The 19,085-nt window shown below is 67.8% G+C and carries 19 protein-coding genes and 1 tRNA gene; 8 read left to right on the top strand and 12 right to left on the bottom strand.

The window, feature by feature from the left end:
* Nucleotides 1–112: 112 nt before the first annotated feature.
* A complete protein-coding gene (locus ACIBEJ_RS19930; protein WP_397184207.1) occupies nucleotides 113–637 on the top strand; it encodes a hypothetical protein in 525 nt (174 codons plus the stop codon).
* Nucleotides 638–745: 108 nt separating this feature from the next.
* Here ACIBEJ_RS19930 and ACIBEJ_RS19935 read toward each other — a convergent pair whose 3' ends face one another.
* The 5 genes from ACIBEJ_RS19935 to ACIBEJ_RS19955 all read right to left on the bottom strand — a co-directional run bounded on the left by ACIBEJ_RS19935 (nucleotide 746) and on the right by ACIBEJ_RS19955 (nucleotide 3,452).
* A complete protein-coding gene (locus ACIBEJ_RS19935) occupies nucleotides 746–1,069 on the bottom strand; it encodes a DUF6247 family protein (RefSeq protein ID WP_397184208.1) in 324 nt (107 codons plus the stop codon).
* Nucleotides 1,070–1,157: 88 nt separating this feature from the next.
* Nucleotides 1,158–1,946, bottom strand: coding sequence for an MBL fold metallo-hydrolase (locus ACIBEJ_RS19940; RefSeq protein ID WP_397184209.1), 789 nt, complete (start codon nucleotides 1,944–1,946; stop codon nucleotides 1,158–1,160).
* Entirely contained in the window at nucleotides 1,943–2,782 is an 840-nt protein-coding gene (locus tag ACIBEJ_RS19945) for an NUDIX hydrolase (protein WP_397184334.1), read from the bottom strand. Before ACIBEJ_RS19945 ends, ACIBEJ_RS19940 begins: the two co-directional genes overlap by 4 nt.
* A gap of 59 nt (nucleotides 2,783–2,841) precedes the next feature.
* Entirely contained in the window at nucleotides 2,842–3,300 is a 459-nt protein-coding gene (locus ACIBEJ_RS19950) for a RidA family protein (RefSeq protein WP_397184210.1), read from the bottom strand.
* Nucleotides 3,297–3,452, bottom strand: a complete 156-nt coding sequence (locus ACIBEJ_RS19955; protein ID WP_181019660.1) for a DUF4177 domain-containing protein — start codon at nucleotides 3,450–3,452, stop codon at nucleotides 3,297–3,299. Before ACIBEJ_RS19955 ends, ACIBEJ_RS19950 begins: the two co-directional genes overlap by 4 nt.
* A 77-nt stretch (nucleotides 3,453–3,529) precedes the next feature.
* On the opposite strand from ACIBEJ_RS19955, the gene ACIBEJ_RS19960 reads away from it, so the two are divergent.
* Both ACIBEJ_RS19960 and ACIBEJ_RS19965 read left to right on the top strand, forming a co-directional pair.
* Complete coding sequence (locus tag ACIBEJ_RS19960; protein WP_397184211.1) at nucleotides 3,530–4,531, top strand: ArsA-related P-loop ATPase; 1,002 nt, start codon at nucleotides 3,530–3,532, stop codon at nucleotides 4,529–4,531.
* Entirely contained in the window at nucleotides 4,528–5,661 is a 1,134-nt protein-coding gene (locus ACIBEJ_RS19965) for an ArsA family ATPase (protein ID WP_397184212.1), read from the top strand. The genes ACIBEJ_RS19960 and ACIBEJ_RS19965 overlap by 4 nt, the downstream gene beginning before the upstream one ends.
* A gap of 41 nt (nucleotides 5,662–5,702) precedes the next feature.
* Here ACIBEJ_RS19965 and ACIBEJ_RS19970 read toward each other — a convergent pair whose 3' ends face one another.
* The gene (locus ACIBEJ_RS19970) at nucleotides 5,703–5,999 is read right to left on the bottom strand and encodes a WhiB family transcriptional regulator (protein ID WP_148036282.1); all 297 of its coding nucleotides are present in this window, start codon (nucleotides 5,997–5,999) and stop codon (nucleotides 5,703–5,705) included.
* A gap of 242 nt (nucleotides 6,000–6,241) precedes the next feature.
* Between ACIBEJ_RS19970 and ACIBEJ_RS19975 the strand changes: the two genes are divergently transcribed.
* A complete protein-coding gene (locus tag ACIBEJ_RS19975) occupies nucleotides 6,242–8,458 on the top strand; it encodes a transglycosylase domain-containing protein (protein WP_397184213.1) in 2,217 nt (738 codons plus the stop codon).
* A 357-nt stretch (nucleotides 8,459–8,815) separates the two neighbouring features.
* On the opposite strand, the gene ACIBEJ_RS19980 is transcribed toward ACIBEJ_RS19975, so the two are convergent.
* Nucleotides 8,816–9,271 carry a GatB/YqeY domain-containing protein gene (locus ACIBEJ_RS19980; protein ID WP_397184215.1) on the bottom strand — a complete coding sequence of 152 codons (456 nt, stop codon included), beginning with the start codon at nucleotides 9,269–9,271 and terminating at the stop codon, nucleotides 8,816–8,818.
* A 60-nt stretch (nucleotides 9,272–9,331) separates the two neighbouring features.
* Here ACIBEJ_RS19980 and ACIBEJ_RS19985 point away from each other — a divergent pair, with 60 nt between their 5' ends.
* On the top strand, nucleotides 9,332–10,225 hold the full coding sequence (locus ACIBEJ_RS19985; protein WP_397184216.1) for a metallophosphoesterase: 894 nt from the start codon (nucleotides 9,332–9,334) through the stop codon (nucleotides 10,223–10,225).
* A gap of 72 nt (nucleotides 10,226–10,297) precedes the next feature.
* A tRNA-Pro gene (locus ACIBEJ_RS19990) sits at nucleotides 10,298–10,371 on the top strand.
* A 94-nt stretch (nucleotides 10,372–10,465) separates the two neighbouring features.
* Here ACIBEJ_RS19990 and ACIBEJ_RS19995 read toward each other — a convergent pair.
* Nucleotides 10,466–10,711, bottom strand: a complete 246-nt coding sequence (locus ACIBEJ_RS19995) for a hypothetical protein (RefSeq protein ID WP_397184217.1) — start codon at nucleotides 10,709–10,711, stop codon at nucleotides 10,466–10,468.
* Between the two features lie 201 nt (nucleotides 10,712–10,912).
* On the opposite strand from ACIBEJ_RS19995, the gene ACIBEJ_RS20000 reads away from it, so the two are divergent.
* Nucleotides 10,913–11,551, top strand: coding sequence for a hypothetical protein (locus ACIBEJ_RS20000; RefSeq protein WP_397184218.1), 639 nt, complete (start codon nucleotides 10,913–10,915; stop codon nucleotides 11,549–11,551).
* 146 nt (nucleotides 11,552–11,697) lie between these two features.
* On the opposite strand, the gene ACIBEJ_RS20005 is transcribed toward ACIBEJ_RS20000, so the two are convergent.
* From ACIBEJ_RS20005 to ACIBEJ_RS20015, 3 genes are all read right to left on the bottom strand, one after another.
* Complete coding sequence (locus ACIBEJ_RS20005; protein ID WP_397184219.1) at nucleotides 11,698–13,245, bottom strand: CBS domain-containing protein; 1,548 nt, start codon at nucleotides 13,243–13,245, stop codon at nucleotides 11,698–11,700.
* Nucleotides 13,246–13,566: 321 nt separating this feature from the next.
* Nucleotides 13,567–14,391, bottom strand: coding sequence for an HNH endonuclease (locus tag ACIBEJ_RS20010; RefSeq protein ID WP_397184220.1), 825 nt, complete (start codon nucleotides 14,389–14,391; stop codon nucleotides 13,567–13,569).
* A 284-nt stretch (nucleotides 14,392–14,675) separates the two neighbouring features.
* Nucleotides 14,676–14,951: a hypothetical protein gene (locus tag ACIBEJ_RS20015; RefSeq protein WP_397184221.1), complete on the bottom strand. Its 276-nt coding sequence runs from the start codon at nucleotides 14,949–14,951 to the stop codon at nucleotides 14,676–14,678.
* Nucleotides 14,952–15,570: 619 nt separating this feature from the next.
* Between ACIBEJ_RS20015 and ACIBEJ_RS20020 the strand changes: the two genes are divergently transcribed.
* Nucleotides 15,571–15,957, top strand: a complete 387-nt coding sequence (locus ACIBEJ_RS20020; RefSeq protein ID WP_397184222.1) for a RidA family protein — start codon at nucleotides 15,571–15,573, stop codon at nucleotides 15,955–15,957.
* Between the two features lie 39 nt (nucleotides 15,958–15,996).
* Here the strand turns inward: ACIBEJ_RS20020 and ACIBEJ_RS20025 are convergent, their stop codons facing one another.
* Nucleotides 15,997–18,969: a BTAD domain-containing putative transcriptional regulator gene (locus ACIBEJ_RS20025; protein ID WP_397184223.1), complete on the bottom strand. Its 2,973-nt coding sequence runs from the start codon at nucleotides 18,967–18,969 to the stop codon at nucleotides 15,997–15,999.
* Nucleotides 18,970–19,085: the final 116 nt, after the last annotated feature.

Here is a 19,085-nt window from a genome sequence, read left to right on the forward strand (position 1 = left end):
GCCCGTACGGCCTTGTCCGGATAACTCCGACACGCCTTCACCAGCCACAACGTTCTTGTCAGCGTGGGTCCCGGCGGAGCGCACGGCTCCGCGCAGGCAGAGAGGAACCCCGTTGTCCAGACTCATCAAGGCCGCGTTCACCTCGGCGGCGCTCACCGGCGCCCTCGCGCTGCCGGCCACGGCCGCCGGCGCGGTGCCCAGCACCCAGAGCGGCACGCAGACCACCGCGCAGCACTTCGCCGGTGAGAGCGCCCCCTGGACCGCCCAGACGACCGGAGCCTGGGGGAACATCCCGACCGCGTCGATCAACGTCACCGTGCCCGCCGGCACGACGCGCTTCGTCAACGCCCGTTTCACCGCCGAGTCCCTCTGCGTGGGCCCCGCCAACACGTGGTGCACCGCACGCGTCGTCGTGGTCAACTCCGCCGGCACCACCACCGAGCTGAACCCGGTCGTGGGCACCGACTACAAGTTCGACACCCCGGGTGGGGACGAGCAGGCACACGCCCTCGAACGCTTCTCCGGCCCCCTGGGCCCCGGCACCTACACGGTCCGCGTCCAGGGCCTCCGCATCGCCGGCATCACCCAGTTCGTCCTGGACGACTACGCCTTCGCGGTCAACCTCGTCCAACCCTGACACGTGCCGACGGCCGGCTGCCCCGACCAGGGTCAGCCGGCCCAGGTGATCGCGTAGACGTGGATCACCCTGGTGTGCTGGCGGAGACGTGAAAGTTGACCGCGTACTTCACGAGGCGGTGCGACGTGCGTACTCGTCGACCAGGCTCGGCCAGCCCAGGATGACCTCCTCGGCGGGCACCATGCCGGCGGCGCCCTCCGCCACCTCCGCGCGTGCCTGCTGGTAACCGGGCTGGGAGTAGGTCAGTGAGCGGAGATGCCAGAGGTTGAGCACTGCCGCCAGTTCCTTCCACCGCCAGTCCTCATGGGCGGCCGCCACCATCGCGGCCTGATACTCCGCCCGGAACTGCTCGTGGTAGCGCTCGGGCAGCCGGGCACGGATCTCGCTGGGATCGTGCGCGATGGCGTGCGGCTCGACTGGTTGAGCGCTCATCCCTGCCCTCCCACGGCTCGTCGGTGGTCTGTTCCTCAGGGTAGCGGGACCTGGGCGGGTCGAGCCGAGGATCCGGGGAGGGGGTCGGTTACTCGGCTGAGAGGTAGGCCAGTTGGGCTCGGACGGAGATTTCGGCGACCGGCCACAGGGAGGGGTCCACGTCCGCATACACCGTCTCGACGATCTCGCGGGGGGTGCGGGCGCCGTTCTTGCGGGCCTGGCGGATCTGGTCGAGGCGTTGGCGGCGGTGCGCGATGTAGCCGTCCAGGGCGGCCAGCGGGTCGGCCAGTACGGGGCCGTGGCCGGGCAGCAGGGCGTCGGCCTCCAGGTCCTCGGCGGTCTTGCGCAGGCGGTCCAGGCTGTGGAGGTAGTCGGTGAGGCCGCCGTCCTGGGCGATCACGGTGGTGCCGCGGCCCAGGACGGTGTCGCCGGTCAGCATCGCGCGGTCCGCCGGGAGCCAGAAGCACAGGGAGTCGAAGGAGTGCCCAGGCGTGGCGTACACGTGCAGCTCCACGCCCCCGGCCCGCACCACGTCACCGTCGCCCAGCCCCTCCGAGCCCAGCCGGTGCTGGGGGTCGAGGGCGTGGACCGGGGCGCCGACGAGTTCGGCGAAGCGCCTGGCGCCGCCGCTGTGGTCGTGGTGGCCGTGGGTGAGCAGGATGTGGCGGACCCGGCGTTCGCCGAGGTGGGCGACGACCCGCTGGAGGTGGGACTCGTCCGCGGGGCCCGGGTCGACGACGATCACCTCGTTGGTGCCGATCACCCAGGTGTTGGTGCCGTCGAGAGTCATCATGCCGGGGTTGGGGGCGAGAAGGTTCTCGGCGTGAGCCGTACGGGATCCGTCGGGGGTGTCGATCGGGAGGTAGAGACCGCTCATGACACCATCAACCGCATCTCCCCCTCAATCTCTACCGCTCGCGGAAGAATAGTGACAATTTTCCGCTGTACGGCCAGCGCATCGCCGACCGAAGCGCACGCGGCCAGTTCGTTGAGCGTGTGGTAGGTCGGCGGCATGAGGAAGATCTCGCCCTTGGCGGCCAGTTCGAGCGCCTCGGACGGACGTTTCCACGCGACCTGGTCGGCCTCGCCGCCCACGTCGCGGGTGCGCTGGCCGGGCGGGAGGACGGCGGCGAAGAACCGGGTGTCGAACCTGCGTTCCTCGATCTCCGGGGTGATCCAGTGCGACCACGGCTTCAGCAGGTCGGAGCGGAGCACCAGGCCGCGTTTGGCCAGGAAGTCGGCGAAGGCCAGGCTCCGGTCGATCAGCGCCAGCCGGTCGGCCTCCCAGCCGGCGCCGGTGGTGTCGGCGACCACGGAGTCGGTGCCGGGACCGGCCAGCAGTACCCCGGACTCCTCGAACGTCTCGCGGACCGCCGCGCAGACCAGTCCGCGGGCGGTGCGCTCGTCGGCGTTGAAGACCTCGCCCCACTCCCGGGGCGAGGGCCCCGCCCAGGCGACCGCGTGGTCGGTGTCGCGCGGGTCCACGGAGCCGCCGGGGAAGACGTACGCGCCCGCGGCGAAGGCCATGGTGGTCTTGCGCCGCAGCATGTAGACCTCCAGCCCCTCCCCGAACGGCCCAGCCCCGGACGGCCCAGCCCCGGACGGCTCCTCCCTGAGGATCACCACGGTCGCGGCGTCCCGGGCGGGGACCGGTTCGATGCGTCCCGCGTCGAGGGCGCGTGCGCGGTCGGCCAGATCCTTCGGCAGGGGGATACCCGTCACAATGACCTCCAACTAGAACATCACTCGGTCATGGTGACATATCCGATCCCTCAGGAGACCTCGGCGATCAGTTCCACCTCGACCGACGCCCCCAGCGGGAGCGCGGCCACGCCCACCGCGCTGCGGGCGTGCACCCCGGCGTCGCCGAAGACGTCGCGCAGCAGCTCACTGGCGCCGTTGCCCACGCCGGGCTGGCCGGTGAAGTCCGGCGCGCTGGCCACGAAGACCACGACCTTGACGATCCGTACGACCTTGGACAGGTCGCCGACCTGCGACTTGAGCGCGGCGACCGCGTTCAGAGCGCAGATGCGCGCGTGGCCCGTGGCCTCCTCGGCGCTCACGTCCGCGCCGACCCTGCCGGAGCCGACCAGCTTGCCCTCGACCATGGGCACCTGGCCCGAGGTGTAGACGAGGTCGCCGGTGCGTACGGCCGGCGTATAGGCGGCCAGCGGCGGCACCACCTCGGGCAACGTCAGCCCGAGCTCGGCGAGCTTCTCCTCGGGGGTCATGCCTTCTCCCTCTTGAAGTACGCGACGAGGTTCTCGGCGTTGGGACCCGGCACGATCTGGACCAGTTCCCAGCCGTCTGAGCCGAAGTTGTCCAGGATCATCTTGGTGTTGTGGATCAGCAGCGGCGCTGTGAGGTACTCCCATTTCTTCATGCGGCTCAGCGTAGTGTGACGGAGGTCAAAGGCCCCGCAGGAGGTTTCAGTAAGTGACCGCCAGGTAGCCTCGAATCGTGGACTCTCGGGACACCGATTGGGACGGCGTGCGGCTGCACGTCGTCACCGGCAAGGGCGGCACCGGCAAGACGACAGTGGCCGCGGCGCTGGCACTCGCGCTGGCCGCGGGCGGGCGCAAGGTGCTGCTCGTGGAGGTGGAGGGCAGGCAGGGCATCGCGCAGATCTTCGACCTGCCGCCGCTGCCCTACGAGGAACGCAAGATCGCGGTGGCCCCCGACGGCGGCGACGTGTACGCCCTGGCCGTCGATCCGGAAGAGGCCATGCTCGACTACATGGAGATGTTCTACGGCATGCGCCGCGCCGGCCGCGCGCTGACCCGGATGGGCATCGTCGACTTCGCCACCACGGTGGCGCCGGGCTTCCGCGACGTCCTGGTCACCGGCAAGACCACCGAGGCCGTGCGCAGGCGGGCCAAGAACGGCAGGCGGGTCTACGACGCCGTGGTGCTGGACGCGCCGCCGACCGGCCGGATCACCCGTTTCCTCAACGTCACCCAGGAGGTGGCGGGGCTGGCCAAGGTCGGGCCGATCAAGAACCACTCCGACCTGGTGAGCGGGGTGGTGAAGTCCCCCGAGACGGCTGTGCACTTTGTCACGCTTTTGGAGGAGATGCCGGTTCAGGAGACTCTGGACGGCCTCGCCGAATTGCGTTCTGCCGGGCTTCCGCCTGGCGGAATTTTCATCAATATGGTTCGTGAATCACTGCTTCCGCAGGCCGTACTTGACTCGGCTGTCAAGGGCCGATTCGACGTGGGGGAACTCACACTGGGCCTCAAGGCGGCCGGGCTGGCCGACGGCGCCGACGCCGCGGCGGTGGCGGAGTCCCTCGTGGGAGAGGTGGTGGAGCACGCCCGCCGTACCGAGATCGAGAGGGCCGAGCGCGCCTCGCTCGACCAGGCCGACCTGCCGCGCTACGAGCTCCCCCTGCTGGCCGACGGCGTCGATCTGGCCGGCCTTTATGAGCTGGCCGCAAGCATCCGAAACCAGGGAGCCGCGTGAAGAAGCCCGCCCCCCTCGACGTCGACGCCATCCTCGACGACCGAGGGACCCGCATCATCGTCTGCTGCGGCGCCGGCGGCGTGGGCAAGACCACCACCGCCGCCGCGCTGGGCCTGCGGGCCGCCGAGCGCGGCCGGTGCGCGGTCGTGCTGACCGTCGACCCGGCCAGGCGGCTGGCCCAGTCGATGGGCCTCAGCGAGCTGGACAACACCCCCAGGCTGGTGCACACCGCCGTGGAGGGCGACGGCCAGCTCTTCGCGATGATGCTCGACATGAAGCGGACCTTCGACGAGATCATCGAGGCCCACGCCGACCCCGAGCGGGCCAGGCAGATCCTGTCGAACCCCTTCTACCAGTCGCTGTCGTCCAGCTTCTCCGGCACGCAGGAGTACATGGCGATGGAGAAGCTCGGGCAGCTACGCCGCTCGGACGAGTGGGACCTGATCATCGTCGACACCCCGCCCTCGCGCTCCGCGCTGGACTTCCTCGACGCCCCGGAACGGCTCGGCCGCTTCCTCGACGGGCGCTTCATCAAGCTGCTCACCGCGCCCGCGAAGGCCGGAGGCAGGAGCGCGTTCCGGCTGCTCAACGCCGGGTTCGGGCTCGTGGCGGGAGCGATGACCAAGCTGCTGGGCGCGCAGGTGCTGAAGGACCTGCAGACGTTCGTGTCGGCGCTGGACGCCGTCTTCGGCGGGTTCAGGCAGCGGGCGGAGACGACCTACCGGCTCCTGCAGGCGCCCGGCACCGCCTTCGTGGTCGTGGCCGCGCCCGAGCGCGACGCCATGCGCGAGGCCTCGTACTTCGTCGAACGGCTCGCGGAGGAACGCATGCCGCTGGCCGGGCTCGTGGTCAACCGGGTGCACCTGTCGCCCGCCGCCGGACTGTCGGCGGCGCGCAGCGCGGCCGCGGCGGAGGACCTGGAGTCCAAGGGCGAGCACGAGCTGACCGCCGCCGTGTTGCGGCTCCACACCGGGCGGATGCAGCTCGCGGCCCGTGAGCACCGGGAGCAGGAGCACTTCGTCTCCGCGCACCCCACGGTGCCTGTCGTCCAGGTCCGCGCCATGTCGGAGGACGTCCACGATCTGGCGGGTCTACACCGGATCGGGGAGCTCCTGGCTTCGGGAGCATGAAAGCACGGCCGACGTCCGCCGGCCGTGCCTCCCCTACGGGGTTAGCCCGCTATCAGCTCGTTGGTCCGTTCGTACTCTTCCTTCGCGGACTCGAGCAACTCCCGCCACGAGTCCACGTCTGGCCGTCGCCTCAGCAGCGCCCGCCGTTCCCGCTCGGTCATACCGCCCCACACCCCGAACTCGATGCGGTTGTCGAGCGCATCGGCGAGGCACTCGGTACGGACCGGGCATCCTCGGCAGATGAGCTTGGCCCTGTTCTGCGCGGCTCCCTGGACGAACAACGCGTCCGGATCCGCACCTCGACAGGCGGCACGGGAGGTCCAATCCGTGATCCACATTTTCGACCCCACTCCCCTTAGGTGGTCAGTCGTCACTTGGGGCCGACGGGCGCGGGCGCCGAGCCTCCGTATTCAGTTGCCGCAGAGGAGAACGTATGCAACGAGACGTTCGGGCCGACAGACCCCAGAGGACCAATTTCTCGCCCGAGTGTTGACCGGGAATGACTAGTCACCCCTTCCAGTCAAGGCGAAATGGGGTTCGGTTACCGATAACGTCACTCTTTCGACGTACTCTTGGTGCTGTGCAAGCTCAGGGCAAAGATCGTTCATCACCAGTCACGAACGTCATCCGGCTCATCGCCGCGGGGGCGGCCGCGGGTGTGCTGACGGCCGCCATCGCGCTGCCCGCAGTGGGCGGCGCCGGGGTGACGGCCAAGTCAGCCATGGAGGATCTCAACCTCAAGCCGGAGGAACTGGACGAACCCCCGCTGCCCGAGCGCACGGTGCTCAAGGACTCCACGGGCAAGCAGATCGCCCAGTTCTTCTTCGAGAACCGCCAGTCGGTGACCCTCGACAAGGTCTCGCCGATCATGAAGACGGCGCTGATCTCGATCGAGGACTTCCGCTTCTACGAGCACGGCCCGATCGACATCGAGGGCACCATCCGCGCCCTCCTCAAGAACATGACCTCGGGCGGCGTCACCCAGGGCGGCTCCTCGATCACGCAGCAGTACGTCAAGCAGGTGCTCTTCAACGCCGCCGAGACCGACGCCGAGCGGGCCGCCGCCATCGCGCCCACGGTCTCGCGCAAGCTGAACGAGTTGCGCTACGCGCTGGCGATCGAGAAGAAGTACACCAAGGACCAGGTCCTGGAGAAGTACTTCAACATCGCCTACTTCGGCGCCGGCGCCTACGGCGTCCAGGCCGCCTCCAAGCGCTTCTTCGGCAAGTCGGCCAGCGAGCTCAACCTCCAGGAGGCGGCGACGCTGGCGGGAGCCGTACAGAATCCGAACAGGACCGACCCCAACGTCAGCAAGGAGTCGCGCGCGGCGCTCCTGGAGCGGCGCAACATCGTCCTGGACCGGATGCACCAGCTCGGCAAGATCACCGTCGCCGAGCGGGACGCGGCCAAGGCCACCAAGCTCGGCTACAAGGACACGAAGTTCCCGGGCGGCTGTGAGACCAGCCCGTATCCGTACTTCTGCCTCTATGTGCAGTACGAGATCCTCAGCAACGACAGCTTCGGCAAGACCCCCGAGGAGCGCAAGAAGCTCCTGCAGCGCGGCGGGCTGACGATCAAGACCACGATCGACCCCGACATGCAGAAGGCCGCCGACAAGGCGATCAAGAACTGGGTCAGCACCAAGGACAAGCCGGTCGCCTCGCAGGCCATGATCGTCCCGGGCACGGGCGAGATCAAGGCGATGGCCGCCAGCCGCAAGTTCGGCAACAACAAGAAGAAGAACGAGATCAGCTACAACGTCGCGGCCGACGCCGAGCACGGTGGCGGCGGCGGGTTCCAGCAGGGGTCGACGGCGAAGCCGTACACGCTGGCCGCGGCCCTCGAAGAGGGCTACAAGTACGGCGACGGCTTCCCCTCACCGGCCGGCTACAACGCGCCCAGCTACGGCTCCTTCCGCGACTGCAAGGGCAACCGCGTCGGCGAGCCGTCCCACCAGGTGCGCAACTCCAGCGAGGGCGGCGGCGGCTTCAAGACGCTGCAGTCGGGCACATGGGGCTCGGTCAACACGTTCTTCATGAAGCTCGAAGAGCGCGTCGGACTGTGCAAGACGGTCAAGATGGCCAAGAAGCTCGGCCTCAAGCGGGCCGACGGGCAGCCGCTGCGCGAGTTCGAGACCTTCACGCTCGGCATCAACGAGACCGACCCGGTCACCGTCGCCAACACCTACGCCGTCTTCGCCTCGCGCGGCAAGCACTGCGAGCCGCTGGCCATCACCGAGATCATCGACCGCTACGGCAAGGCCAAGCGGTTCAAGCCCAAGTGCTCGCGGGTCATGGACGAGGAGGTCGCCGACGCCGTCAGCGGCATCCTGTCCGGCGTGTTCACCAAGGGCACCATGAGCGGCGTCGGCGGCATCGGCAGGGACGCGGCGGGCAAGACCGGCACCACCGACGGCTACACGGCCGCGTGGTTCGCCGGCTACACCCCGAACCTGGCCTCCGCCGTCAGCATCGGCGACCCGCGCGGCGCCTTCGACAACCGCCTCATGAACGTCACCATCGGCGGCCGCGGCTACTCCTACGTCTACGGCGCCTCCATCTCCGGCCCGATCTGGAAGCAGTCGATGATCGCGGCGCTGAAGGGGATCGAGCCGGTGGAGTTCGAGCCGGTGAACATGGAGCGCTTCGGCGGGTGCGGCGACATCTGCGCGCCCAAGCCGGTCAAGAAGGACAAGGGTCCCAGGGAGAACGGCGAGCCGGACGATCCGGGCGCCGATCCGTTCGACATGTTCGAGATGGACGACGGCGAGTTCGGACCCATCACCCCGGGCAACTAGTCACCCAACCGTTGAGAGGCCTCCGTGAGGCCTCTCAACGCGTTCCAGGCCCCTTTTCCGGTACGGCGGGCGGTGCGGGTGCCTGCTTCGCCGGGTTTCTCGGGTTTCTGCTTGCCGGTGGTTCCCTGGGTTCCGTGGGTGCCGGTCTTTTCCGGGCTTCTGCTTGCCGGGTCTTTCCGGGTTTCTGCTTGCCGGTCGTTCCCTGGGTCCGCGGTCGCCGGTCAGCGGGGCGACGTCGCGGCGGCCCGCCCGTCAGACTGCCGGCCGTGGAAGGGCGGCCCCGCGGGGGGACGGCGGGTGGTGGGTGGCGGCGGCTTTGCCGTAACGGATGGTGGGGTTTATACCGAGACCGGCCCGCTACGAGGACAGGCGAGCGCGCACGGCGGCGGCCACGCGGCCCCCCTCGGCGCGCCCGGCGACCATGGGGTTGAGGACCTTCATCACCGCGCCCATCGCCTTGGGACCCTCCGCGCCGCTCTCCGCGACGGCGGCGTCGACCAGCGCGTTCAGCTCCTCGTCGGAGAGCTGCGCCGGCAGGTACTCCTCCAGCACCGCCTGCTCGTCCAGCTCGGCCTGGGCCTGCGCGGCGCGCCCGGCGTTGCCGAACGCCTCGGCCGCCTCGCGGCGCTTCTTGGCCTCCTTGGTCAGCACCTTGACGATCTCGTCGTCGCTGAGCTCCCTGGCCTGCTTGCCCGAAACCTCCTCCACGTTGACCGCCGCCAGGGCCATCCGGATCGTGCGGAGGCGGACCTCGTCCTTGGCCTTCATGGAGGCCGTCAGGTCGGCCTTCAGCTTGTCCTTCAATGCGCTCATGCGCTCCATCTTGCCGCTTGGACGGCACCTCTCGTGCCGGATGTCGGGCATCATGAGTAGGTGAGGAAAGCCGCCGCCATACCACTGTCCCTGCTGGGTCTCGGCATCGCCGGTCTCGGGTACGCCTCGGTCGTCGAGCGCAACTGGTTCCGGCTGCGCCGATTCGACGTTCCGGTCCTGGCCCGGGGGCAGCGCCCCGTGCGCATCCTCCACCTGTCCGACCTCCACCTGACGCCAGGCCGCAAAAAGCTCATCAACTGGGTACGCTCGCTCGGCTCCCTCGAACCCGACCTGGTCGTCAACACCGGCGACTCGATCGCCCACCCCGACGCCGTCCCGTCCCTGCTGCACGCCTTGGAGCCGTTGCTGTCCCGCCCGGGATTGTTCGTCTACGGCTCCAACGACCTGTACGCCCCGGTCTTCAAAAACCCCGTGCGCTACCTCTGGCGCACCAGCCGCAACGAACGCCGCCAGCACGTACCCTCCCTTCCCTGGCGAGAGCTGGGCGAAGGCATGGCGGCCGAAGGCTGGCTCGACATGAACAACACCACGGCCCGCCTGAAGCTGGCCGACCTGGACGTGGCCGTGGCCGGCATCCACGACTCCCACATCGACCGCGACCGCTACGACCTCGTAGCAGGCCCCGCCCCCGCCGACGCTGACCTCTGCCTGGGCGTCATGCACTCCCCCGAGCCCCGCAACATGACCCGCTTCGCCGCCGACGGCTACCAGCTCCTGCTCGCCGGCCACACCCACGGCGGCCAGGTCTGCATCCCCTTCTACGGCGCCCTGGTCACCAACTGCGGCATCGACCCCGCCCGCGTCAAGGGCCTCAATCGCCACGACTCCGCCTGGCTCCACGTCTCCGCCGGCCTGGGCACCTCCCCGTACGCCCCGGTCCGCTTCGCCTGCTTCCCCGAGGCCACGCTGCTCACCCTGGTACCGCGCCGGTGACCGATTAAGCGGTCCCAAGCACCCGCGAAGTCCGCTAGACTTTCCCAAGCACGCGCAAGACCGGCGTGTGACCGGGGTGTAGCGCAGCTTGGCAGCGCGCTTCGTTCGGGACGAAGAGGCCGTGGGTTCAAATCCCGCCACCCCGACCCAGCAAGACCAGGTAGAGGGCTTGATCCGCCAAGCGGGTCGGGCCCTTTTCTGTTGGTAGAAGTCGATAGGAGCCGATCGGGCGGCCGAGCTTCAATCCGTCGGCCTGTCGCCGACGATTGCGCTGATCGCGTGGGCGCTCTTGTAGATCGCCGGGTGCATCCAGCAGACGTCCTTTTGCGTCTCTACATCGTCACCGCCGAAATCCTGTTGCCGATCAAGACACCACCTCTGCGGCAGGTAGAGAACAGGGGCGAGCATGGATACGGACCACACATCAGAACCTCGATAGCACCGCCAGCTCGTGATCACGACGAGACTTTTCAGTGCCACGATCACCGGTTAGGTCTTCGAACTACTCACGAGCACCGAGAGGGCGCAAGCATGAGGCGCTGGACTATTGTCGCCGTAGGAATCGTGACCATGGCGACAGGAGTCTGTACGCCTGCTCACGGTGCAAGTGCGGCGCCCAACCCCGTCGATGCGCTCAAGCGGCAACTCATCGAACACCAAGGCGTAACGCTCTCTGAACGATGGACTATGAGGTACACCTTTAGCGAGACCAGCTATGTGTACTTGTACAAGAAGCTCGTCGAGTTCGGGAAGGGCAAGGCCATCGCCAGCGACACCCGATATCGCGCAGGCCACAAGTATGCAGGAGAGGGCGAGTTTCGGTATCTCACGTTTCCAGGCCAGGAGTATATGCAGGACAAGGGCCGGCGTTTGCCGAAGGGTAAGCGCTGGGTTCTAACAGAGGACAAGCAGTTCATACCGTTCGCGCACAGCCCCATCAAAGTCGCTGACCCGGCCGTCCTAAGAGCAATCCTTGCCACCGCCAAAGCGAAGCGCCCGGCCGGCGTCTATGACGGCACACGCACGACGATGTATGAGGGAGCCATCACTTTCGGGCAGCTCTATAAGGCGTCCCCGGGTACGTCCAAGCCGAAGGATCCCCAGGCGAAGATCACATGGCGGATTTGGCTCGGACGCGACCAACTGACGCGCCGCGTCTGGAGCACTTGGCGCTCACGGTCGCCACTTTCCGGCAGCAGGGAACCCACGGAGGTGCATGTGATGGACGCCCTATTCAGCGACTGGGGCACAAAGACACAGATCAACCGACCCGCAGCCGACGAAGTGATCACCAGCGAAGAACTTCACAAACTCATCGGCGACTAGCCCATCCTTGATGTCGCAGTGGCGACGTCGATCGCGCTCGGTGAGATGCGCGACCGCCAGAACCGAACCTCGATGACAACTGGCCTCCGCTTGCCACCGCGGGTTGAAACCGAGAAGCCCAGCCGCCATTCTCACCCAGCAAGGCATTATTGGGCCTCCGGCGCCGCAGCGTCCAGCAAGAGCAGCAGTTCATCAATAGCTTGGCCTTGCTCTGGCGACAGGGCATCCAAGGAGAAGTGCATGAGCGCGTTTCGGACCTTCCCTACCGTTTCCAGCAGGTTGAGCAGATCCGCTTGCTCGATCCTCCACCCCAGGGTCCGCCAACGTTCGACGTCGTCCAGTAGGTACCTATAGTTCCCGAAGGTCAGGTCCTTCGGCTCAAGGACCTTCTTCTTCTGATGCTTGGGAATGGCCGCACGGAGTTCCTCCACGCGGAAGACCTCCGCCGCGTTCCTGAGCCTGGTCTCGGCATTCTCGATCAGCAGGAACGGGCGGGCGTGCTGGCCGAACTTTCCGCTTAGGTCCGCAGCGGTGACAATGCCTTCCACGCTTCTGCGATCATTACCTCGGACCAGGATGAAGCCGTCGCGCTGAATATATTCGATCAGGTCGAGCACGTTGGCATCATGGTCGACCACGTGAGCCCTCGTTATGGCGTCCGCGAGCGTCGGCGTATCGGAGGCCACATACGCCCTACCGATCGATTCCCATGTCACAGCGCCGAGGAGCGCACCGTCCTCGTCTATGACCGGCACCTGCGAGAACCGCTTTCTCAACATCATTGTCCTGGCCGCGGTCAAGGAAGCGCTGGGCAGCACGGAAACAGCCTTGGACGGCAGATCTCCGAGACGGAGTTTGCCTGATGTCTGCTTCGCGGCGGATTCTGGAACAGTTTTCCCGTCCGAGGTCGATGCCGGCTGCTCGTCCGGCTCCTTCTCCATAGGCACCAAGGCGACCGTGTTGTCCACGGAACCCTCGGTGAAGTGCGGGCGCGTTGCCAGTCCGACGTCTGCCAGTTCGCCGCTAACCCGCTCGATGACTGCCGCTGTGCGTCGCCATTCGCCCCAGTGAGCAAGAAGATGACGGATGGACAGCGTCTTCGGCGAGCTAGGGTCCTCTTCCACCTGTATGACCGCTTCTTCCAGCAACTGGGAGACACTGGTGATCTCCGGATCCCCCTCGACTCCCGGGTCGACGCCAGTCTCGGCGAGGTGAGCGATCCGTCGCGGCATCTCATGGCGTCGGAGGCGAGCGACGGTGAGGAGGGAGCCGATGCTTGCGCGCAGGTCTGGTTTGAGCTCGTCCCGGATCAGCCGCTTACCCAGCCAATCGACGCCCCGAACATGGGGGAACTCGGGGTTGCCATCGGGCCGATACTCGTAGCCACCCGATACTCTGCCGATGGCGACCTTGCCTAGCTCGGATTTCAACGGCATGAGGACGAGATCGCCGAGCTCAATCTCACGGGCAAACCCCCAGGTCTGCCCCGTCACATGTCCTGGCGACAAGCTTGGGTACTCACGGGCGGCTGCGACTCTGAGCTGCTCTTTCGTGGGATAGGCGGAAAGGTCGCCGAGCTCGTACCAACTGATCATCGCTCTACCCTCGTGGAGGGCAACCGTCTCGACCTCCCCGTCCTGACCACCCCGGACCACCCAAGCCGCAGGTCCCTGGCTACGTCGTGTCTCGCTCACAGCACCGCCCCTCTCCAATGCCGCGCCACAGGCTGCCTCAGCACTCCCGGCAGGCACGGAAGCTCGTTTACCCGGACCATGGCCGGATCATGCGGGTACCAATGATGCGTCAAGATCTCTGACCGCTCCACGACTTTCCGCACTGTCGCGTGCGTCGATTGTCATGCCTCACCGCCGAGGTGATGAGGCAGGCTGCGAGTGCGGCGGTCTCTATGGGCAGCGCCTGTGACCGCCGTCGCGCGGGTGGGGGGCGTGGCGCCGTCGGCCCGTTTCCTGTTCGATTGTCAGCCGTGTGGGGAAACGCTCCGCCGTACTGGATGATCATCCAGCGGCGCGGAAGCGTTCATACCGTTCCTCGATCAGCTCTGGCTTTGGGCGATCCGCTCTACGGCGGGGCAGCACCAGGTCCAATCCATGCATCTCCTGCAAGCCGTGCTTCAGCATCGGCCCATCGATCTCTTGCAGGATGTCCGAGCGCACTTCGATCACCAGATCGGGACGCACGCCCAGGATGTGCTGGTCATACGCCGCGTGGTGGATCTTGCACAACGCCATCCCGTTCGAGATCGCTGGGACACCACGTTCCTCACGGTCAGGGATGATGTGGGCGGCATCCAGAAGTGACAGGTGCCTTAGGCGGCACATCGCGCAACTGGTTTCGTACGCCTGGATCACCCGCTGGCGAAAGACTGGCTGGTGCAGTCGCCGCCTGGTCATGCTGACGGAGTAGCGTCGCTCGATCTCGCTCACCGGCCCGTCAAGGGCGATGTGGCGCTGCGCCTCCTCCAGCGCAACGGCCACCTGCAGCTGATCGGTTTCCATAGCCCGGATCCATACCGGGAAGAACGGCAGATACAGACCCTGCTTCACGCCGAAGAACCAGATGAGAGGCAGGTCGCGCTCGTAAGCGCGGCGGAGTCCGACGTTGGTGTACAGGTTCGGGTTGTCCCCCTGGAACTTGTAGCGGAGGAGGCCGTCCTGACCTACCTGGTCTTCGTACGGCGCGCGGGCGCCGTCAGAGGTGTAGGTAGTGAGGATGGAGAGGGCGGCGGCCATTTCCTTCGGTTTGCGGATACCCAACTGGTTGTCCACCAGCGGAAATGCTCGCCCCTCGAACTGGAAGCCCAGGAGTTCGGCGCGGGACACCACTGGATTCTCCGGAGTGCAACGCTGCCGGAGCCATGCCATGGCAGCCGCTCGTACCCGACTGTCCAGGCCATCATCCAGGGACATGATCACAGTCAGATTTCTATACCCGACTCCGGTCCTGTCGCTACTGCGAATTCATGGGATCAACCAGTGCCGACTGCGGTGGCAAGGACATTGTGGGCACGGAGACGTTACCGGTTGGGACGGCCATCGACTGTTTGTCGAGGCCACCTGCAGCGACCGGCTTGGTGCCGCAGGTGGACTTGGCGTTTTCGACGTTCTCAGTGGTTGCCGGGGTGGTAGTGGGCATGGATTTCTGCGCGGGCGGCTTCCTCGGGGGTTAGCCAGCGCAGGACTATGTCGTCGAACAGGTCGGCGTCGATGCTTTCTTCCAGGTCCTGGGGGGTGGCGCCTAGGCGTTGGTAGTGGACCTGGGGGAGGGCTGTGGGGCCGGGGTCGGCGATGTGAGTGATCACATACAGGGCCGGGCGATCGTTCTGGTAGTTCAAGGCATGCTCGAACCACATGCCCGGCTGGGGGATGACGCTCTGGGTCACACCGATCATTCTCCGTTGTCGGAGGGGGTTGTGGAGGGTGAACATGCCAGCTCATCAGGCTGTACGCCAAGTTTCCGCGGGTAGCGGGTCTTCGTCAGAGCATCGGACTCATGACCCGTGGGTTCACGCGGGGGCTATGCGTAATTTGGGGGCGGCGGGGGCTTTTCGTGTTGAGGTGCGGATTGTGGTTTTTTGCGCGGCGTCGATGCGACGGGGTTTGTGCTTGCTGGCCGGCGTCGGTGTCTCCGGGCGTCGAACTAGTTGATGGGCGTTGCGGCTTCCGGGCGCGCTATCCGCGTCGCGTTCGGGGCTGCGTCGCTGGTTGGTGGGGGTCTGAGGGGTTGCGTTCGGGGTGGCGGTGTGGGGTCGCGGTCGTCCGGGGGTCGGCCGCTGGCCTCGCCAGGTGCTCTGTGGAGCGCCTGGCGAGGGGTACTTCTGGTTGCGGCAACCGCGGATGGTAGCGCCTGTCCCCCGACTCGGGCGCCGCTCCGCATGACGGAGACTACTCTCCGTATAAGTTTCGTCGCAACCGGTTATAGAGATCTCCACCTGCCTGCGGCCAATTAAGTGGCCAATCCGCGGGGGTTCTTGGAGAGGGTGCGCAGGTAGCGTGCGGGTTATGGAGATCACTGCGCGCGAACCGGGTCGTGGGGTGTATGCGGCTACGGGTGACTATGTCCACGCGGTCGAAGTGCGTGGGGCTGAGCGGCTGGTGTTTGTGGCGGGGACCATGGGGCTGGATGATCGGGGGCGGCCTGGGGGCTCGCTGGAGGATCAACTGGGGCTTATCTGGGCGAATATTCGGGCCATTCTGGCCAGTGCTGATATGACCGTGGACAACATTGTTCGGGTCACCAGCTATTTGCGGGATCCGGGCTATGCGGAGGCCAATGCCGCCGCCCGGGTGGCGGCGCTCAAGGGGCGGGCGGTGGCGACGACGGCGATTGTCGCGCGGACGCTGGTCGACGACTGGCTGGTGGAGGTCGAGGTGATCGCTGCGGGGTGAGGGCCGTGGTGACCAGACGTTCCGGGAGCGGGATCGGGTCTACGGGGTCGGGGTTTCGGGTGGGCTTTGGCGGCCCTGGTTGTAGGCGGTGTCGAAGTCTTGGCCCAACGACGCGCGTAGGCGGGTCGTGATGCGGTTGACGTCGAAGCGTTCGCCCTCCGGGAGCGGGGCGGCTACCGACAGGCGCAGGGCCGCTGCCTGGCCGAGGAGGGTTGCGGCTTCGCGCGCGGAGGCTGTCGCGCCTGCCAGACCCTCCAGGGCCAGGGCCACCGCTCTGGGGTCGCCTACAGCTTGGGCTCGGGTCAGGCTTTGTTCGTGGCGGGTACGCGCCGCCGCGTACGAGCCGCGCATCTCCTCGATGAAACCCAGCTCGGCGAAGATCAATGCCAGGGCGGCGTCGGAGTCCAGGGCGTGGTCCCAGTCGATCCAGGCCAGGAGATGCGCCTCGGCCTCGTCCAGGCGGTCTTGGCGGCGGGCGCTCAAGGCCAGGCCCAGGGCGGCGAACTCCTCCCCCACCGTGTAACCCTGCTCCACCGACAGGGCCATGGCCCGGGTATGCAGCACGTCGGCCTGGTCGTGGGCGCCGGCCAGGAGGGCCAGGCGTCCTAGCTGGGACATCTTGTCGGCTACTTCGGTCCACAGGCCGAGTTCTTCGGACATGCGCAGACCCTCCCGGTGTACCCGGGCCGCCTCGGCATAGTCGCCGACGATCTCGGCGTGCCAGGCCACCGCGAAGCCCGCGTGGGACTGGCCCCAGCGGTCGCCCAGCTCGGCGAACAGGTCCAGGCTCTCCCTGCCCCACGCTTGGGCGCGGTCGAGGTCGCTGCGGAGCAACGCGTGGCGGGCCTGGACGGCGCGGGCGAACGCCGTCCCCCACTGGTCGCCTATGGCGGCGAAGGAGGCCAGGGCGCGGTTGGCGAGTTCTTCGCCGGAGTCCGGGTCGCCGATGCCCAGTTGCGCGGTGGCGAGGAACGTTTGGGCACGGGCCAGGCCGGAGAGTCGGGCGAGGTCGGTGGCGGGGGCCGGCACGGGGACCGAGGTGATCGCCTCGCCGGTGCGCAGGGTGAACGCGGCCAGCCAGGTCCGCGTGATGTCGCCCGGGTCGGTGATCTGGGACAGCCACCTGCGTCCCTCGCCGAGCCGTCCGCGCAACACCCAGTACCAGGCCAGCGCGTTGACCAGCCGCTCAGAAGAAGAAGCAGGGCCGTGGGGGGTCAGGGCGGCACGGAAGTTGGCGGCCTCCGCGTCCAGACGCAGCAGCCACTGCCGTTGTTCAGGCCCTCGCAGGTACGGCTCGGCCCGCTCAGCCACCGCGAGGTAGTACTCCCGGTGCCGGAGCCGCATCTCCTCGCTCTCCCCCGCCTCCAGCAGCCGTTCCTGGCAGTACGCCGCCACGGACTCCAGCAGCCGGTAACGCGGCCCGTCGCCCACCACGACCAGCGAACGGTCCACCAGCCGGGGCAGCACCGACAGCGCGTCATCGCCGCCGACCGCCTCGGCGGCCTCCAGCGTGCACCCATCAGCGTGTACGGCCAGCCGCCGCAGCACCATCTGCTCATCAGCCCCGAGCAGTTCCCAACTCCAGTCGATCATGGCCCGGAGTGTGCGCTGCCGGGCGGGCACGTCGTTGCGACCGGCGGTCAGCACCCGGAACCGGTCGTCGAGGCGCGCGGCCAGTTCCCGCACTCCCAGCGCCCGGACCCGGGTGGCGGCCAGTTCCAAGGCCAGCGGGATCCCGTCCAGGCGGCGGCAGATGGCCGCGACGGCGTCGGGATCGAGCTCCGCGCCGGGCGCGGCGTCGGCGACCCGGGCGGCGAACAGCCGTTCCGCGTCCTGCTGGGCCAGGGTGGGCACGTTCCACACCTGTTCGCCGGCGACGCCGAGTGGTTCCTGGCTGGTGGCGAGGACACGCAGGTCGGGCGCGGTTCGCAGGAGGAGCGCCACGAGCTGGGCGACGGGTTCTGTCACGTGCTCGCAGTTGTCGAGGACGAGCAGCATGCTCTTGCCGCGCAACGCCTCGGCCAGCCGCCCGGCCAGGTCCGGGCCTTCGTCACGGACACCGAGCGTCGCGGCGACGACCTCCGTCACGGCGGCCGCGCCGGGCGAAGGGAGTGTGGCGGATCCGGCCAGTTCGACGAGCCAGACCCCGTCGGCCATCCGGTCGATCTGTCGCCCGGCGGTCTCCAACGCGAGCCGTGTCTTTCCCACGCCTCCTGGCCCCGTCAACGTGACCAACCGGCCTTCACCGAGCAGGCCGACCACCGAGGCCACCGCCTCATCCCGCCCCACCAGCCCGGTGAGCGCAGCGGGCAAATTGGTGAGCCGGGCCGCCCGCACCGGCGCGTCCAGTGAGGCGTCCTGCCGAAGGATGGCCTGGTGGAGCGCGGCCAGATCAGGCCCTGGCTCCAACCCGAGTTCCTCGTCCAGCAGCACCCGCAGGGCACCGTAACTGTCCAGCGCCTCCTTCTGCCGCCCGGCCCGGTACAGGGCTCGCATGTGGGCCGCGCGCAGCCGTTCACGCAAGGGGTGGCGACCGACCAGGTCGCCGAGCTCGTCGGCGAGCAGCGCGTGCTCGCCCAGCTCCAGCCGCGTCTCGGCGTGGTCTTCCAGGGCGGTGAGCCGCAGTTCCTCCAGACGCGCGATCTCGGCGCGCGCGAACTCCTCGTCGGCGAAGTCGATCAGCGCGGGCCCGCGCCACAACGCCAGCGCGTCGGCCAGCAACGCCGCCCGCACCTCGGGGGCGCCGTTCCGGGCCTCGGTCAGGAGCGCCTGGAAGCGGCCGGTGTCGACGTCGGCGGGCTCGATCTGGAGGCGGTACCCGGAGGCGCCGGACACCACGCTCTCCTTGCCCACGATCCTGCGGAGCTGGGATACGCGGGTCTGGAGGGCTCCGGCCGGGTTGGCGGGCAGCGCGCCACTCCAGAGGGAGTCGATGAGCCGGTCTGCCGGCACCACCTTCCCGGGGTCGATGAGCAGGTGGGCCAGCAGGGCGCGGACCTTCACCTCAGGCACTCTGACCTGCGCACCCTCCGGTCCCCACACCGCGAGCGGACCAAGTACCCCGAAACGCATGAGCCTCACGGTAGTGGAGCTGGAGAAAACCTGGAGCGCCCGCAGGCACAGTCCAC

The sequence above is a fragment of the Nonomuraea sp. NPDC050790 genome, from assembly GCF_044456745.1.
In the GTDB taxonomy this organism is placed as follows: domain Bacteria; phylum Actinomycetota; class Actinomycetes; order Streptosporangiales; family Streptosporangiaceae; genus Nonomuraea.

Bases quoted from the DNA above. Each gene is read 5' to 3' on its own strand.
- ACIBEJ_RS19955 (WP_181019660.1), bottom strand. From the start codon at position 3,452: ATGAAGAAATGGGAGTACCTCACAGCGCCGCTGCTGATCCACAACACC.
- ACIBEJ_RS20020 (WP_397184222.1), top strand. From the start codon at position 15,571: ATGGAGATCACTGCGCGCGAACCGGGTCGTGGGGTGTATGCGGCTACG.
- ACIBEJ_RS19980 (WP_397184215.1), bottom strand. From the start codon at position 9,271: ATGAGCGCATTGAAGGACAAGCTGAAGGCCGACCTGACGGCCTCCATG.
- ACIBEJ_RS19970 (WP_148036282.1), bottom strand. From the start codon at position 5,999: ATGTGGATCACGGATTGGACCTCCCGTGCCGCCTGTCGAGGTGCGGAT.
- ACIBEJ_RS19950 (WP_397184210.1), bottom strand. From the start codon at position 3,300: ATGACCCCCGAGGAGAAGCTCGCCGAGCTCGGGCTGACGTTGCCCGAG.
- ACIBEJ_RS20000 (WP_397184218.1), top strand. From the start codon at position 10,913: ATGAGGTACACCTTTAGCGAGACCAGCTATGTGTACTTGTACAAGAAG.
- ACIBEJ_RS19935 (WP_397184208.1), bottom strand. From the start codon at position 1,069: ATGAGCGCTCAACCAGTCGAGCCGCACGCCATCGCGCACGATCCCAGC.
- ACIBEJ_RS19940 (WP_397184209.1), bottom strand. From the start codon at position 1,946: ATGAGCGGTCTCTACCTCCCGATCGACACCCCCGACGGATCCCGTACG.